Raw genomic sequence first — 15572 nt, forward strand, 5'->3', positions numbered from 1 at the left:
GGTTTAATTGGTGTTTGTGGGTTTAGGAATAAGATGCACTTGCTTTTTAACTTTAATCACTTCAATACCAAGCATTTCTTTAAGGACTTCCAGAAGGTCATCGGCCGTCTGAGCTTTGAAAGTTCCTGTGAGCTGCCTGCTCGCCAGCGAAGGGTCGTTAATCCGGATATCTGTTCCGAAAACATCACGGATCTGCACTGCGATTTCTGTAAGTGTAGTGTGGTTGAATGCAAAACGCTGCTCCTTCCAGGCTGTCTGGCTGGAAAGTTCTCCGGGAGAAAGTGCGTGGATATGAATACTTCCGTCGGGTGCGAAACTTCCCTTTTCACCGGGCTTCATAACAGTTGGTTCGGGTGAGTTAACCGATGCCAATTCTACTTTTCCTTTATTTAATGTTACGTCCGTCTTGTTATTCCTGCTGTATACCGAAAACTCAGTTCCCAATACCGTAACTGTATTATTGCCAGGTGTATGCACTACGAAACGGAGCTTATCACCGCGCCTTCTCACATGAAACTCTGCCTCTCCTGAAAGACGGACTTCTCTTGACCAAACGGCGAAGGTGAACCTGGGCACGCGCAGGGTACTGTTGGAATTGAGAACTACGCTGCTGCTGTCAGAAAGTGTAAATGAGCGCAACTCGCCGTATGCGGTTTCATAGTTTTCATAAATGATGTGATCGCGGAAAAAGTAGCCGGTCAGTCCGAGTACCAATATACAGGCAGCTACCCTAATAGCTAATAAACTGGTTAAAACGTGCAGCGGGTGGATTGCGGCACCCTTCCGAAGCCGGCGCGGCTGCTGTTCGGTACTGTGTATACGTTCAAGATTTTTAGTGAATGCGGCTGGAAGGTCAGGCAGAAATTGCGGCTGGCATTTTTCCCATTCTTCGAGATATGCATAATAGATTTCGAGATTTTTTGGATCTGCCAGGCTCTCTGCAATCAATTTCTTTTGCAACGCCGAAGCATGTCCCGAAAAATAGTTGAACATGATCTCTTTTGTAATTATAAATTCCATTTCAATTTCTGTTGATTCTCTTGTTAAATGGCTAACTCTGTCTGCTCCAAACCTCACTTCCCCGGCATTCGGTAAGCGGTAAGCGCCTTGCGGAATACGGCCAGCGCCTTGCTCATGTGACCCTCTATCGCCTTCACGGATACACCCATTGCTTTCGCAATTTCAGCGTAGGATTTCCCTTCAAAGCGGTTGAGCAGAAATACCTTGCGACATTGCGGCGGCAGCGAGGCGGCGATCTTTTCTATGTACATATAGAGTTCATCGTATTCAAGGATCTGATCCGGCTCAGGTGTTCCGCCCGTTTCTCCATCCTCCTGTAACTCAAAATGATCTTCTTTGAAAAACTCCCATTTCAGATAATTAAGCGCCTTATACCGGACAGAAGCAAACAGGTAGGCCCGGAAAGATGTATTGATCTGCAGATACGCCTGATTTTTCCAAAAAGTATAAAACACTTCTGAGACCAGATCCTCGGCAACCTCCCGGGTATAAACGTACCTGGCCGCGTGGCTGCATAGTGAGCCGTAGTATTGCCGGAAAAGCAGTTCATAACCAGTAAGCGCGTTGACGTGAAAAGCCTGCCGGATAAAGTACTCCTTATCCTGCGTGCAATCGGATGCGGGAATCTCACCGATCGTCACCGAAGCTTCAATTGGTATGCTGCCCGAAGCGGTTGTTAGCTCAGTTTGTTTCTGATTCAATGTCCTGATTGATTGATGCTTTCAATAGTAAAGACAAGTTCTGTCAGGAACACCCTAGCTCCGCCTAAATAATTTAAACCGGTATCGTCTCACGCTGGGGCGACAGGATTGGTTTTTCCATCCCTGATCAAGGTAGTATGCGCTTGGTTTTGGCTTTTGGTGTTTAAGAATGTTAAGTGGCCAAGCTAACCCAAAGTTTATTTTAATACCATGGATCGCAAAATCTTGATCGTTACCGGAGACGGTGGCGAAAGTTATGAAACCCTTTATGCCGTTCACCGTTTCCAGGAAGAAGGCGATATCGCATTGATAGCTGCCCCGAGCAAACGCAGGCTTAACCTCGTCATGCACGATTTTGAATTAGGCTGGGATACTTATGTAGAGCGCCCGGGCTATTGTCTGGCTTCTGACCTCACAATTGAAGAGGTAGTAGTGAGTGATTACGACGCCATTCTGCTGCTGGGCGGCCGCGCCCCCGAACACCTGCGCAACCATGCCGGGTTACTGGAAGTAGTACGGGAGTTTGACAGGCAGGGCAAGTGGGTCTTCGCAATTTGCCACGGGATCCAGATTCTGGTTACAGCCGGATTAGCCAACAACCGGAACCTTACCGCTTATGAACATATTCGGACCGAAATTGAAATGGGAGGTGGCACGTATTCAACGCAAGAAGCAATTCGCGACGGAAATATAGTAACTGGACAAACCTGGCAGTCGCACCCTGATTTTTACCGGGAAGTTTTTTCCTGTCTGAACAGCAATCGGTTTTAATTACGGGCCATTTCTTGCATTATATTTAAGTTATATTTAGCCTTTCTTATGATATGGCTTCTTATTACCTAAGTAGTGATCTGGAATTAGCTGAACTGATAGCGAATGACGATGACCAGGCGTTTGCCGAAATCTATCGTCGCTATAAGGGTGTGCTCTTTTTGCATGCTCACAGGATGCTGGGGGATCAGGAAGAAGCCAAAGATATTTTACAGGAGCTTTTCACTACACTCTGGCTTAACAGAAAGGAGATCAAGCCACACACCTCCTTCTCTTCCTATTTATACAAGGCGCTCCGAAATCGCATTTTTGATGTCATTTCCCACAAAAAAGTGGAGCAGAAATACATCAGTTCCCTGGCTGCATTCATTGAACAGGGTGAATGTATTACCGACCAGCAGATAAGAGAAAAAGAACTCACCGTACTCATTGAGCAGGAAGTTTCATTGCTACCTCCCAAAATGCGTGAGGTATTTGAGATGAGCAGAAATACAGACCTTTCTTACAAGGAAATTGCTCAGGAGCTTCATATATCAGACAAGACTGTCAAAAAACAGGTTAGTAATGCCCTTCATATTCTCAGGCAGAAGCTGGATTTGGCTTTCGTGCTGATGTATATTTCGAAAGACCTTTAAAAAAAACAGCTTTTTTTTGCGCAAGCCTACTACTTCCACCCGCGCAGCCCGTCTTATATACATTAGCAGAAAACATGTATCATGGACGAATCTCTGGCAAAGGAGCTATTTCAAAAATATAAGGACGGAACATTGACCGAGGAGGAAATGGCGCTGCTGGAAAGCTGGTATATCGCTCACGGAAAATCGTCCAACTCAACCATTACTACCAATGAAATTGAAAAGAACCTGGATCAGGTTTGGGAGTCCCTTCCGGTAAATAAGGATGAGAAAGCATCGAATAACAGCACGGTGAAACCACTGCTCAAATGGCTTGCAGTTGCCGCTTCCATTGCCATAGTTAGTACAATCGGCGTGAATTTTTTCTTTAAACAAAAAAATGAGCCCAACATTAAAACTGTTGCCATCGTTCATGATGCGGCTCCGGGGGATAACAGAGCGAAGCTTACATTGGCAAACGGTCAAAATATTATGTTGCATGAAGCTGGCAACGGTAAGCTGGCGCAGCAGGGACAAACTGCGGTGATTAAAACAAAGCAGGGAGAAATTGTTTATGAATTTGATATGCAGGAAGCGGGCAGCCGTGCACAAACGGTGACCTATAATACCATTTCCACTCCAAAGGCAGGGCAATATCAGGTAAAGCTGCCCGACGGGACGCGGGTGTGGCTTAATGCGGCTTCATCTATCCATTTTCCCACTGTTTTCCCGACAACGGAACGGGTGGTTGAAATTGCTGGCGAAGCATATTTTGAAGTGGCCAAGGTGACAAAAAATTCAAAGCGCGTTCCATTTAAAGTGAAAGCGGGCAACCAGGTTGTGGAGGTGCTCGGCACACGCTTTAATGTGAACAGTTATGCCGATGAAGCTATTATTCAAACAACCTTAGTGGAAGGCAGTATCAAACTGGGATTAGCAGGGAAAGAAAATCAGGGAGTATTGCTGAGGCCGGGAGAACAGGCTTTGTTAACCAGAGATCTGCGAAAAAGTGCTGACATAGCTGCTGGGTCATTTAAAGTCAAACAGGTGGATACCAAAACCGTAATCGCATGGAAAGAGGGATATTTTCGCTTCAACAACGTAGGCTTGCCGGAGTTGATGAGACAACTTTCTCGCTGGTATGACATGGAGGTAGTTTATGAAGGACCTATAAAAGAATACGAATTCGTAGGACAAATCGAACGGAATACCAATTTATCGAAGGTACTGCAGATACTCGAACTGGGTGATGTACACTTCCGGATAGAAAATAAGAAAATAGTAGTGACTAACTAACCCTCTGATTTAAACCTAAACCTGCCGATTATGGATAAATAAAAAAGAGAAATTGACACCCACGTTCCAGGAACAAAAAAACCGTCTCAGATCTGACCTGAAACGGCTGATGTCCGGAATGCTCCCAGCCGCGAAGCGGACCAGGAAAGAACTGCCCTTTTTTGATGGAAAAACAATCTTAACAATCCAAACCCAAACAAAAATATGCAAATTATTTTACACAGGAAAGTGACGTGTATTAACCTCCGTTACTTTATTAAATCGATTTTGATAATGAAACTGATAGCGCTTTTGATAGCAATCGCTTGTGTTCATGTATCAGCCGACGGCGTCTCGCAGAAAATAGTTCTTTCTGTCAAAGACGCGACGCTTTCAAACGTGTTTAACCGGATTGAACAACAGAGCGGTTACAAGTTTTTTTATGATAATAAAGTCGTTAAAAGGGCTAAGAACGTAACTGCGTCCCTTCAAAGCGGCTCAGTTCAGGAGATCATGGATGAAGTATTGAAAGGTCAGCCGCTTACTTATACCGTCTTGGATAAAACCATTGTGGTCAAGAAAAAAGAGGAAAAGCTGCCTGCGCCACAATCCGGCTTATCACCGGATCTCTCGTCGCCAACAGAAGGTACCTATCCCGGCGCACATCAGGATATGGAAAAAAGAATGCAGGGAATGCTCATCGATAAGCTGAATCGTGCTCAGCAAAAGGACATTGCCGTGCGGGGCACGATTACGAACGTAGCTGGCGAAGGCCTTCCGGGAGTTAGCATCCTGCTGAAAGGCGCACAATTGGGGACAACTTCCGATGAAAACGGGAAATTTCAGCTGGATGTGCCCGATCAGAATGCAAGATTGGTTTTCAGTTACGTGGGATATGTGTCCCAGGAAATTGCTGTGGGGACAAGGACCGTTTTTGAGGTCAGCCTGGCAGAAGATGACAAAGCCCTCGAAGAAGTAGTAGTGGTGGGTTACGGTACGCAAAAGAAAACCTCTGTTACCGGAGCTATTGCTACGATGAAATCCGATGACGTTAAGAACAACCCGGTACCCAACCTGTCGAGCTCGCTGGCGGGAAGATTAAGCGGGGTGTATGTAAGCCAGGCATCTGGTGCGCCTGGGTATGCGCCGCCCATCCGGATCCGGTCTGTTAACACCTGGAAAAGTACCGGGAACGATCCCCTCTATGTGATTGACGGTGTGATCATGGACAAAAGAATGTTTGACGCCCTGGATTATTCCGAAGTGGAAAATATTACGGTGCTGAAAGATGCGGCGTCCGGGGCAATATACGGTGCGAGAGCTGCGAATGGCGTAGTACTTGTCACTACGAAAAGAGGAACGTCGGGTAAGTTTCAGCTTAATTATAATTATTCGTACAGTTTTGACAATCCATCCAAAATACCAAGTTATGTGGATGCCCGCGATATGGTCAGGCTGAATAATTACGCACGGACAAGCAGGGGCCTTGCACCTTCGTATGATGCCGAAGAAGTCGCCTTCTTTGAAAATAATGATCCGGGACGGGGCTGGTATAAACAGGCTTATATAGATCCTGTACTACAAAGACATTCCCTTTCTGCCAGTGGGGGAAGTGATAAGGTGAAGTATTTTGTAGCTGGCTCCTACTTCGACCAGTCGGCATTCATCAAAAATGCAGATTTTAAAAAGTATAATTTCCGCTCTAATGTTGACGTAAATCTTACGAAAAACTTGACAGGTACCTTCAATGTAGCCTACAACGAGGGTAAAAAGACGCGGTTTGCTATGCAGGAAGACCTGGACGGTTTTGACACAAATCCGACTTTTGGTAGTTTGTGGGGCAGGCTGCTTTATTACCTGCCCAACACGGGACCAAAAACATCAGACGGCAAATTCATCAATCCGGGGTGGATAGGCAATCCACTTGCCTTTGTGGAAGAAGGCGGCTCAGTGACGCGCACAGAACGCAACATTGCGATGGTTTTAGGATTAACCTACAATGTTCCGTTTGTACAAGGGTTGTCTGTGTCGGGTAAATTCAGCCCGAATTATGAGTCCAGGACGATGAAGCTTCATGAGCTGAAAACGACTCTGTATGATGTAGTGAAAAAGGGAACCAATGGCGCAATCTTCACAGACGAGATTACCGGCAGCATAAAATCCTCATATCCCAATAAAGAGCGGCTGGTAAGAACCCAGGAAGCAACCAACAATTATCAGTTGAATTTCAGCGCCAATTATACCAAGCAGTTTGGCAAACATAACATAGACGCAATCGCCGTTTATGAGCAGAGCGAGGGCAAATACGATTATTTCTATGGTGTAAGAGAAAATTTCCCGCTCGTACAAAACGACCAGTTCTGGGCAACATCCTCGGCCAGGGCTGACTCTTATGTAGACGGCACCGAATCGGAAACCGGTCGCGCATCCTATATTGGCCGGGTCATTTATAGTTATGACGACAAATATTTCCTGAATGTAACCGCTCGCCGTGACGGATCAATGCTTTTCGGACCTGAGTACCGCTGGGGCTTATTTCCTTCTGTTTCGGCTGGCTGGGTATTGTCTAAGGAGAATTTTTTCAAAGTAAAACACATTGAGTTTCTAAAACTGCGCGGCTCCTGGGGCTTGGCAGGTAATGATGCTGTCGGCGGTTGGAAATGGAGCGAATCTTATGGCGTGAGCGGCGACTATCTGTTTGGGACCACGCCGCAGCCGCGCGTAGGTTACAATGGGATTGTGAACGAAAAACTTACCTGGGAGAAAACCAGTGAGCTTAATGTAGGTTTTGATGCACAAATATTCGACCGTTTTTCACTTTCAGGGGAGTATTTCAAAAGACATAATTACGATATCCTCGATACCCGGATCGCGTCGCTGCCCAACTCTTTCGGAGGAAGTATGCCGCCTGAAAACTATGGTATTGTCGATGGTCACGGCTACGAAATCGAGCTGGGTTACAATGGCAACGCGGGTGATGTAACGTACGGGGTTAAAGGCAGCTTCTCTTATTCTAATAATAAAGTAAAAGTAAGGGACGTGGCTCAGAATGCGCAGGACGTGGATAACCCGAACGGACGCCCGACGGACTATATCAGAATGCTCGTATCCTCTGGCATCATCCGTACAAGCGAACAGTTGGACGCTCTACCATCCGGCTATACAATTTATGGGAAACCGGCTGTTTTAGGTATTATCAATTTTGAGGATGTCAATGGTGCACAGGGAGTTCCCGATGGCAGGATCGATGACTATGACAGGCAAGTTCTGAAAGGCAAGCATGCTCTTAACCCCTACACATTTGGATTAAACCTTAGGGCCAGCTGGAAAGGCATCGGACTAGACGTGTTTGTTCAGGGTGTTACCGGCGGTTCCAAGCTGTATGACGATGGATATAGCAGAAGGTTTTTCGACGGCGCAAGACCACCTTCATTCTGGCTCGATTCATGGTCGCCCGAAAATGTGAATGCGGCCTATCCGCAGCCGGTTACCTGGGATGCTTCCAATGACCATCTACCATCCACTTTCTGGCTGAAAAATGGCAGTTTCCTGCGCTTTCAGAACATAAACCTGAACTACTCCCTCCCCAAAACTCTGACTAAAAAGATCGGCATGGGAGCGGTTAGCTTTTACTTGTCCGGGGCCAACCTGCTTACGCTTTCAAAATATGATTTTCATGACCCAAGTGTCGGCAATATGAATTCATATCCGACGATGAAGACTTATACCATGGGCGTAAACCTTTCATTTTAATCAGTTTGCCAATCTTTTATCGAAATACAGATATGAAAAAAGCATATATATTCTTGTCGAGCCTGTTTTCCCTGATGATGCTGGCCGGCTGCGATCCTTTGGACAAAAACAACCTTGCAGCACTCAGCAGCGAGGATGTTCTCACCAATCCCAAGGTGGCTGAGGCTTATGTGAATGACATGTACGCCAACTTTATGCCATCCTCGTTTTCAGTTGGGCGACTTACGGATGAAACCATGGTGATCAACGGAGAGAATGCAGGAGGACTCAGTGATTATCTGAAAGGCACCCTCACGGCTGACACTTACAATGATTTCCCCTACGAAAACATTCGGAAAATCAACATTTTTCTCGCTCAGGTGGATAATGCAACCTTTGATGAAAACATCAAAAAGTCGTTGAAAGGCGAGGCGCTTTTCTGGCGTGCATTCGCTTATTTCAGAATGGTTAAAGCTTATGGAGGGGTTGAACTGATTTTAAAGCCTGAATCACCGGCTAATAAAGACGCCATTTTTGTTGCCAGAAGCAAAACCTCTGAGTGCATTGCACAAATACTTAAGGATTTGGACGAATCAATCCCGCTGGTAGAACCGCTCAGCACGATCGGGCGGATTGATAAAGGCGCTGCAATGTCTTTCAAAGGACGCGTTCTGCTGTATTGGGCCAGTCCGCAGTTCAATCGTACGAATGACCTCGCACGCTGGACAGCCGCCTATCAGGCAAGCAAAGATGCACTCACGTTCCTGGATGCAAATGGAAAAGGACTGTACGCAAATTACAAAGACCTGTGGACGGACGAGATGAACAAAGAGGTGATCATGGTCAAAAGATTCCAATATCCCGGGTTTGCCAACGGATATTCTCAAGCAGGAATGCGCCCATTACTTTACTCCCGCGGCGCAGTAGGTGATAATATTCCGTCTCTGGAACTGGTTAATGCGTATCCGATGAAGGACGGATCGAAGTACAATCCGGCTACGATGGATTACAAAACCTTGTTTAAAGACAGAGATAAGCGTTTTTATGCTTCGATTGCTTACAATGGCGCTGAACCTTACCTGGCGGAAATGTTTGGAAAGGAAAATATGTGGACGTATTTCTATGATGCGGATGGCAATGCGGCTACCGGGATTAATGGGAAAGAAGCCAGGGCAGATAATAGTGAAAACCTGTATTCGCATTCAAGTTTTTACCCCGCCAAAATGCTGGACCGGAACATTACCCGAACCACCGTTGAAGACGGGCAGGTTGACTGGATCGAGATCCGATATGCAGAAGTGCTGATGAACATGGCAGAAGCCGCAAACGAGATTGGTAAAGCAGATGAAGCATTGGCTGGCATGTATAAGATCCGCAGCCGCGCCGGGATAGAGCCGGGAGCAAAAGCGAATTATGGTATCACCGCAATAACACTTCCCGAGATCAGAAAAGCGATCATGGATGAGCGTTTGGTCGAGTTTGCTTTCGAAGGACAACGCTTCTGGGACCTGCGGAGATGGCGGGTTTATACTTCCACATTCAACAGTTTCAAGGATAAATATTTCCATGGATTAAGAGTTGAGTGGAATGGTACGGCAGCAGACCGGCCAAAAGGTCTCGTCGACATCAATACCATCGCCGATAAGTTCACTATAACAGAAGTCAGGGATTACCGACCGATTGTGATGCTGGATGAAGAAAAGTATTCCTTTTTTGGTATTCCAAAATCGACGCTGGATCGCAGTAGTAAAATCGAGCAGAATAAAAGCTGGGGAGGCACATTTGACCCATTGCAATAGAAATTACCTAAACCCTTTACAAATCCGGAGCGCACTACGGTGCGCTCCTCCTATTGACGGGCAGAATACGCGGAGAAGAGTCTTTTGTTACCGCGCAGCATGTTATCAAAATCCTAGACCTTAATGAAATACATTCTTCTGAGTACACTGCTGTTTTTGGCGGCCGCCGTAACCGGGCAAGACAGCGGCGAGCAATACATCTCTGCTGAAACCGCCAAAAAGCAGTACGGAAAGCTGGCAAAACAGTCGCATTATGTTTTTGCTGAAAGCCGGGAAAACCCGATACGGTGGAACGATTCGTTGAAAATATCGTGGTTAAAAAATGATTTTATCAAAAACAATTTTGAATTAAAAGCCCGGCCCGGTGAGTACTTTGTGTACCAGGTCGGCGTGTGGGCTAGCAGCGGCGACATTCAAGACCTCGAAATCAAATTTTCAGATCTGAAAAGCAAGGATGGGAAAACCATTCCTTCAAAGCAGGTAAGTTGCTTCAATGCGGGCGGAATCGATTATTTAGGAAAACCATTTTCCAAAAAAATCAATGTCCAGAATAGTAAAGTGCAGGCATTGTGGGTGGGGGCAGATCTTACCGGCGTGGCCAAAGGAATTTATAATGGTACCACTACCATTTTAGTCAATGGTAAAAAACAATCTATAAAAATACAGCTCACGGTTGACGGCAATGCTGTTGAAAACCATGGCTACAACGAGGGTAAAGGGCTATCCCGGATGAACTGGCTGAATAGCACCGTCGGCATTGATGCAGAAATCACGAAAGGTTTCCAGCCAGTAACCCGCAAAGACAAAACGCTGCATATTTTGGGAAGATCTTTTGTGATCGGAAGCGACGGACTACCTGCGGAAATCAATAGTTTTTTTACGAGTTCAAATCAGCGCATCTCTGAAAAAGGTGAACCTATTACCGGCGGCGCATTTCGTTTTGTAGTGGAAAAAGCAAATGGCGAGATTATCAGGCTAACGCCAGGAGCTGTGAAATTTATCGAGGAAAAGCAAGGCCATATTAATTGGCAGGTAAAGAACACATCGGCTGAATGCGAGCTAACCTGCTCGGGCAGCCTGAACTATGACGGGTTTGTGGATTATAAAGTTTCGGTGAAGGCATTGAAACCATTAAAAATCAAAGATATCCGTCTCGAAGTGCCGGTAGCGAAGGAAAAATCTACTTACATGATGGGACTGAACCGCGAGGGCGGTTTGCGGCCCGATTCCTGGAAATGGCAGTGGGATACAACCAAAAATCAGGATGCACTTTGGCTGGGCGCGGTAAATGGCGGGTTGCGTTTGAAATGGAAGGCTGAAAACTACAAGCTGCCGCTGGTTAATATCTATTACAAATTCGAACCGCTGCGTCTTCCTCCCTCGTGGGGAAATGAGAATAAGGGTGGCGTAAATGTGGAGGAAAAAGGCAATTCCATCCTGGTGAGCGCCTATTCCGGCAGCCGGGAAATGGCCGCAGGAAGTGTCCAGAATTATGATTTTGAGCTTCTGATTACGCCATTCAAATTTATCAGCAATGAAAAAAAATATGGCGACCGCTACTTTCACGGGGGAGGCACCAATGCGATCAGCAAGGTGGACAAAGCCGAAAAAGCAGGAGCCAATATCATCAATATCCACCACGCCGAAGATATTTACCCGTTCATCAATTATCCTTATTTAGACGAAAATACAGCTGAACTCAAAACACTGGTGGACAAAGCCCACAACCAGAAAAAGCGGCTTAAACTGTATTACACCACCCGCGAGCTTACCAAGAACATTCCAGAATTTCAGGCTTTTTACAGCCTAAACGGGGAAATACTTTTTCCTGGACCAGGCAATGCGAGCCGCACCGAAGCATTACATCCCAAAGGCCCGAATGAATGGCTGGTTAAGAATTTAAGAGAAAAATATGTTCCGGCATGGTATAACCCGGTGAGCGAAGGCAAATTCAAGGGATCGATTGATCTGTCTGTGATCACCACGCCCAATAGCAGGCTCAATAATTTTTACATCGCTGGGCTTGACTGGATGGTTCAGAATTTAAAGATTGATGGCATCTATATCGACGATGCCGCACTGGATCGATTCACTTTGCAGCGAGCCCGGAAAGTCATTGACCAGAACCGCCCCGAAGGCCGGATCGACCTGCATAGCTGGAACCATTTCAATAACTGGGCTGGATTTGCAAGCTGCCTGAATCTCTATATGGACCTGCTTCCGTACCTTGACTTGGTTTGGATCGGAGAAGCAAGAGATTACAACCGCGCACCCGACCACTGGCTCGTGGAAGTTTCAGGGATACCTTTCGGGCTTCCGGGACAAATGCTGGAAGGTGGAGGGAACCCGTGGCGTGGAATGGTTTACGGCATCACCAACCGCTCTGGCTGGACCGGCAATGTGCCTGACGAGCTATGGAAGTTTTGGGATGAACACAACTTTAAAGACAAAGAACTGCTTGGCTACTGGGACAAAGATTGTCCGGTTAAGACTAATAATGAGCACGTTATTAGCTCTATTTTCAAGGGCAAAAATGAAAGTGTCATCGCTATTGCCAATTGGGACAAAGAAGCGCAAAGTGCATCGGTTTTAATCGACTGGAATGCGCTGGGTTACGATGCTTCCAAATGCACGATCTCGATGCCATTTGTAAAAGATTTCCAGGACGAGCAACCTCTGCAATCGCTGAGTTCCGTCAATGTGCCGGGAGGAAAAGGGTTTATGATTGTAGTAAAAGAAAATAAATGACAGAGCTATCTCGAATCGATAAAATGAAAAAAAATATCCTTGCTATTGCGACATTTATCATCACCACGTGCCATCTCGTCGGTGCACAAGCACAGCGAATTGAGATAGGTAACCTGCCTCTTTATGACAAGCAAAGATTGCGGAGCAAAACGGACTGGCTCATTAACGGTAATGCTCAGAAATCAGCTGTTTATAAAACTCAGGAGGGCTATATGGTTTTGAGTAATGGACTGGTTTCCAGAACATTCACCATGAATCCAAATGGTGCAACTATCGGGCTGGACAACCTGGTTACCAACGAAGCGCTGGTGAGAGCAGTGTCGCCGGAAGCTGTGCTCTGGGTGAATGGGCATGAGATCAATGTGGGCGGACTTACCGGCCAGCCGATCGGGAATTACCTGCTGCCTGAATGGATCCCGGGCATGAAAGCCGATCCATATAGCCTGAAACTAATGTCGTACACCTCCTCCCCGATCAAAGAACGTTTCGAATGGAACCGTCGTACTGAATGGTCGTCGCAGCAACTGCCCTGGCCGCCCAAAGGAATAGAAGTAGCATTCACATACAAAGCCGACGAGGACGTGATCAGGAATTTTAAAAACCTGAAAGCGCAGGATTCGAAAAGGGAAGTTTTGCTGAAAGATGATTTCATCAAATTATCGCCGGACTGGAACATTGTTACGTCCCGCACTTTGGCCAATGCATTTAATAATGAAGGTAAAGCAGGGGAAATCCTCGCTCCGGCCAATGCGGTGGTTTTTGGAGAACGCGCATTGCCGCAGCAAACCAAAGTGATTATCTGCAAGCTCAATTCGGGAACAGATGAAAGTAGCGGATATGGTCCGGGCATTGCATTGCAGTTTGAGGGCGACAAATCTTCTAAATTTCATCTTTCGCCGGGTAACAAGCGATTCCGTGTTTATCATGATGGTAAAAGTCAGGACTTTGAAGGTTTTGATACAGGCAAATCTTATTTCCTGAAAATACTGCTGGTGACGGGGCCGGCCGCCGGATCGCCGGCCGCCGGAAAGATGATCTGCTCGGTGTCAGAGGATGGTAAAACTTACCAGATACTTACAGAATTGCAGACCAGCAGCTTTCCGACGCATATCCGGCTGGGAAAAACCGATCCTCGCGGAGGTAACGTGAAAGGCAATGGTGCAGATGGGGCGGTGGGAAGAGGCAAGATAGAACAGTTGCTTTTACTTGGTGAAAATAAAGGATCGGATACCGATTTCAATTTCCTCAAAAACCTGAAAGTGACGGTACACTACGAGCTATACGACGGACTGCCCATGATCAGCAAATGGGTGAGTGTGGAAAATGAAGGTGAAGCAGAATTTATTGTCAATAATATTAAAAGCGAGCACCTGGCTGTGACCGAGGCGGAAAGTGCCGTAGAACACAAGCAGCGCTGGGAAATGCCGCCCATCTTTGCAGAAAGCGATTTTGCATTCGGCTCCATGTCGCCCAATGCCGCCCAAAATGCGTGCGTGGAATGGAAGGTGGATTCCACTTACACCACGCAGGTGAACTACCTGCTGCAAACCCCCTCCCTGCTGGTATGTATGCCTAAAACGGGCATGGGCCAGGAGCTTGCCGGCGGAGCTTCATTTGAAAGCATGCGGCTTTGGGAGCTGATTTATGATAGCTACGACCGGGAACGGAGAGGCCTGAGTGAAAGGAAAATGTACCGAACGATATCGCCCTGGGTTACCGAAAATCCGGTGATCATGCATGTAAGCAGCGCAAAAGATGAGCCGGTGAAAGCTGCGATCGATCAATGTGCCGAGGTAGGTTTCGAAATGGTGATCATGACATTCGGCAGCGGGTTTGATATCGAGAATACTTCGCCTGAAAACTTGCAGCGCATGAAGGAGTTGAAGGATTATGCCAAATCGAAAGGTATTGCGCTGGGCGGCTATTCTCTGCTGGCGAGCCGGGCTATTAGCAAAGAAGATGATGTGGTAATGCCGGCCGGGAAGAAACCTGCATTCGGGAATTCTCCCTGTCTGGAAAGTGAATGGGGGAAGGATTATTTCAAAAAGCTATACAATTTCTACGAAACAACCGGGCATGACCTGCTCGAACATGACGGTTCCTATCCCGGCGATGTATGCGCCTCCACGACCCACCCCGGCCACCGTGGGCTGGAAGATTCGCGCTGGAAACAGTTTGGAGAAATTCAGAAGTTTTACTGCTGGTGCAGAAGCAAAGGCATTTATCTGAATGTTCCCGACTGGTATTATTTGAACGGCAGTACCAAGGGGGCCATGGGTTACCGGGAAACCAACTGGTCGCTTCCGCGCGAATTTCAGGAAATCATAGAGCGTCAGAATATTTATGACGGTACCTGGGAGAAAACGCCGTCGATGGGCTGGATGTTTGTTCCGCTTGTACAATACCACGGCGGCGGTGCGGCTGCAACCATTGAACCCCTCAAAGAACACCTGCCGCATTACGAACAACGACTGGCCAATTTATTTGGCGCGGGCGTGCAGGCGTGTTATCGCGGCCCGCAATTGTATGATGCCCCTCAAACAAAAGCTATGGTCAAAAAGTGGGTCGATTTTTACAAAAAGCACAGAAGGGTACTCGACTCGGACATTATCCACATCCGCCGGCCAGACGGCAGGGATTATGACGCGATCATGCACGTAGATCCGCTTGGAAAAGAAAAGGGTTTGCTCATGGTTTATAACCCGCTCGACGAGGCTATCACCAGGGAAATTGACATAGACCTTTATTATACGGGACTGCAAAAGCAGGTTAGTATTTCGGAAAATGACGGGGCGGCCAGAAAAATGGCATTGAACGGTACCAAAATGACATTAAAAGTGTCGATCCCAGCCAAGAGCCAGAAATGGTTTTTGCTGACACCTTAATGCGTTTATTTTTTTTTACAGAGATGA

The 15572-nt window shown here is 46.8% G+C and carries 9 protein-coding genes; 7 read left to right on the forward strand and 2 right to left on the reverse strand.

What is annotated here, in order from left to right; all coding sequences use genetic code 11:
* Window positions 1-3: 3 nt before the first annotated feature.
* Window positions 4-1020: a FecR family protein gene (locus KOD92_RS20935; RefSeq protein WP_215235543.1), complete on the reverse strand. Its 1017-nt coding sequence runs from the start codon at window positions 1018-1020 to the stop codon at window positions 4-6.
* A gap of 53 nt (window positions 1021-1073) precedes the next feature.
* Complete coding sequence (locus KOD92_RS20940) at window positions 1074-1721, reverse strand: RNA polymerase sigma-70 factor (RefSeq protein WP_215235544.1); 648 nt, start codon at window positions 1719-1721, stop codon at window positions 1074-1076.
* Window positions 1722-1931: 210 nt separating this feature from the next.
* Between KOD92_RS20940 and KOD92_RS20945 the strand changes: the two genes are divergently transcribed.
* From KOD92_RS20945 to KOD92_RS20975, 7 genes are all read left to right on the forward strand, one after another.
* Window positions 1932-2492 (forward strand): DJ-1/PfpI family protein, encoded by a 561-nt coding sequence (locus KOD92_RS20945; RefSeq protein WP_215235545.1) that lies wholly within the window; start codon window positions 1932-1934, stop codon window positions 2490-2492.
* A 53-nt stretch (window positions 2493-2545) separates the two neighbouring features.
* Window positions 2546-3127 carry an RNA polymerase sigma-70 factor gene (locus tag KOD92_RS20950; protein WP_215235546.1) on the forward strand — a complete coding sequence of 194 codons (582 nt, stop codon included), beginning with the start codon at window positions 2546-2548 and terminating at the stop codon, window positions 3125-3127.
* Window positions 3128-3208: 81 nt separating this feature from the next.
* Window positions 3209-4402 carry a FecR family protein gene (locus tag KOD92_RS20955; protein WP_215235547.1) on the forward strand — a complete coding sequence of 398 codons (1194 nt, stop codon included), beginning with the start codon at window positions 3209-3211 and terminating at the stop codon, window positions 4400-4402.
* A gap of 273 nt (window positions 4403-4675) precedes the next feature.
* Window positions 4676-8134: a TonB-dependent receptor gene (locus KOD92_RS20960; RefSeq protein ID WP_215235548.1), complete on the forward strand. Its 3459-nt coding sequence runs from the start codon at window positions 4676-4678 to the stop codon at window positions 8132-8134.
* A 32-nt stretch (window positions 8135-8166) separates the two neighbouring features.
* Window positions 8167-9912: a RagB/SusD family nutrient uptake outer membrane protein gene (locus KOD92_RS20965; protein ID WP_215235549.1), complete on the forward strand. Its 1746-nt coding sequence runs from the start codon at window positions 8167-8169 to the stop codon at window positions 9910-9912.
* A gap of 123 nt (window positions 9913-10035) precedes the next feature.
* Complete coding sequence (locus tag KOD92_RS20970) at window positions 10036-12660, forward strand: glycoside hydrolase domain-containing protein (protein ID WP_215235550.1); 2625 nt, start codon at window positions 10036-10038, stop codon at window positions 12658-12660.
* Window positions 12661-12683: 23 nt separating this feature from the next.
* Window positions 12684-15545 carry a hypothetical protein gene (locus KOD92_RS20975; protein WP_215235551.1) on the forward strand — a complete coding sequence of 954 codons (2862 nt, stop codon included), beginning with the start codon at window positions 12684-12686 and terminating at the stop codon, window positions 15543-15545.
* The last annotated feature ends 27 nt before the right edge of the window (window positions 15546-15572 follow it).

This window comes from Dyadobacter linearis (genome assembly GCF_907165045.1).
Classification (GTDB): Bacteria; Bacteroidota; Bacteroidia; order Cytophagales; family Spirosomataceae; genus Dyadobacter; species Dyadobacter linearis.

Bases quoted from the DNA above. Each gene is read 5' to 3' on its own strand.
- KOD92_RS20945 (WP_215235545.1), top strand. From the start codon at position 1,932: ATGGATCGCAAAATCTTGATCGTTACCGGAGACGGTGGCGAAAGTTAT.
- KOD92_RS20975 (WP_215235551.1), top strand. From the start codon at position 12,684: ATGAAAAAAAATATCCTTGCTATTGCGACATTTATCATCACCACGTGC.
- KOD92_RS20955 (WP_215235547.1), top strand. From the start codon at position 3,209: ATGGACGAATCTCTGGCAAAGGAGCTATTTCAAAAATATAAGGACGGA.
- KOD92_RS20950 (WP_215235546.1), top strand. From the start codon at position 2,546: ATGGCTTCTTATTACCTAAGTAGTGATCTGGAATTAGCTGAACTGATA.
- KOD92_RS20970 (WP_215235550.1), top strand. From the start codon at position 10,036: ATGAAATACATTCTTCTGAGTACACTGCTGTTTTTGGCGGCCGCCGTA.
- KOD92_RS20935 (WP_215235543.1), bottom strand. From the start codon at position 1,020: ATGGAATTTATAATTACAAAAGAGATCATGTTCAACTATTTTTCGGGA.
- KOD92_RS20960 (WP_215235548.1), top strand. From the start codon at position 4,676: ATGAAACTGATAGCGCTTTTGATAGCAATCGCTTGTGTTCATGTATCA.
- KOD92_RS20965 (WP_215235549.1), top strand. From the start codon at position 8,167: ATGAAAAAAGCATATATATTCTTGTCGAGCCTGTTTTCCCTGATGATG.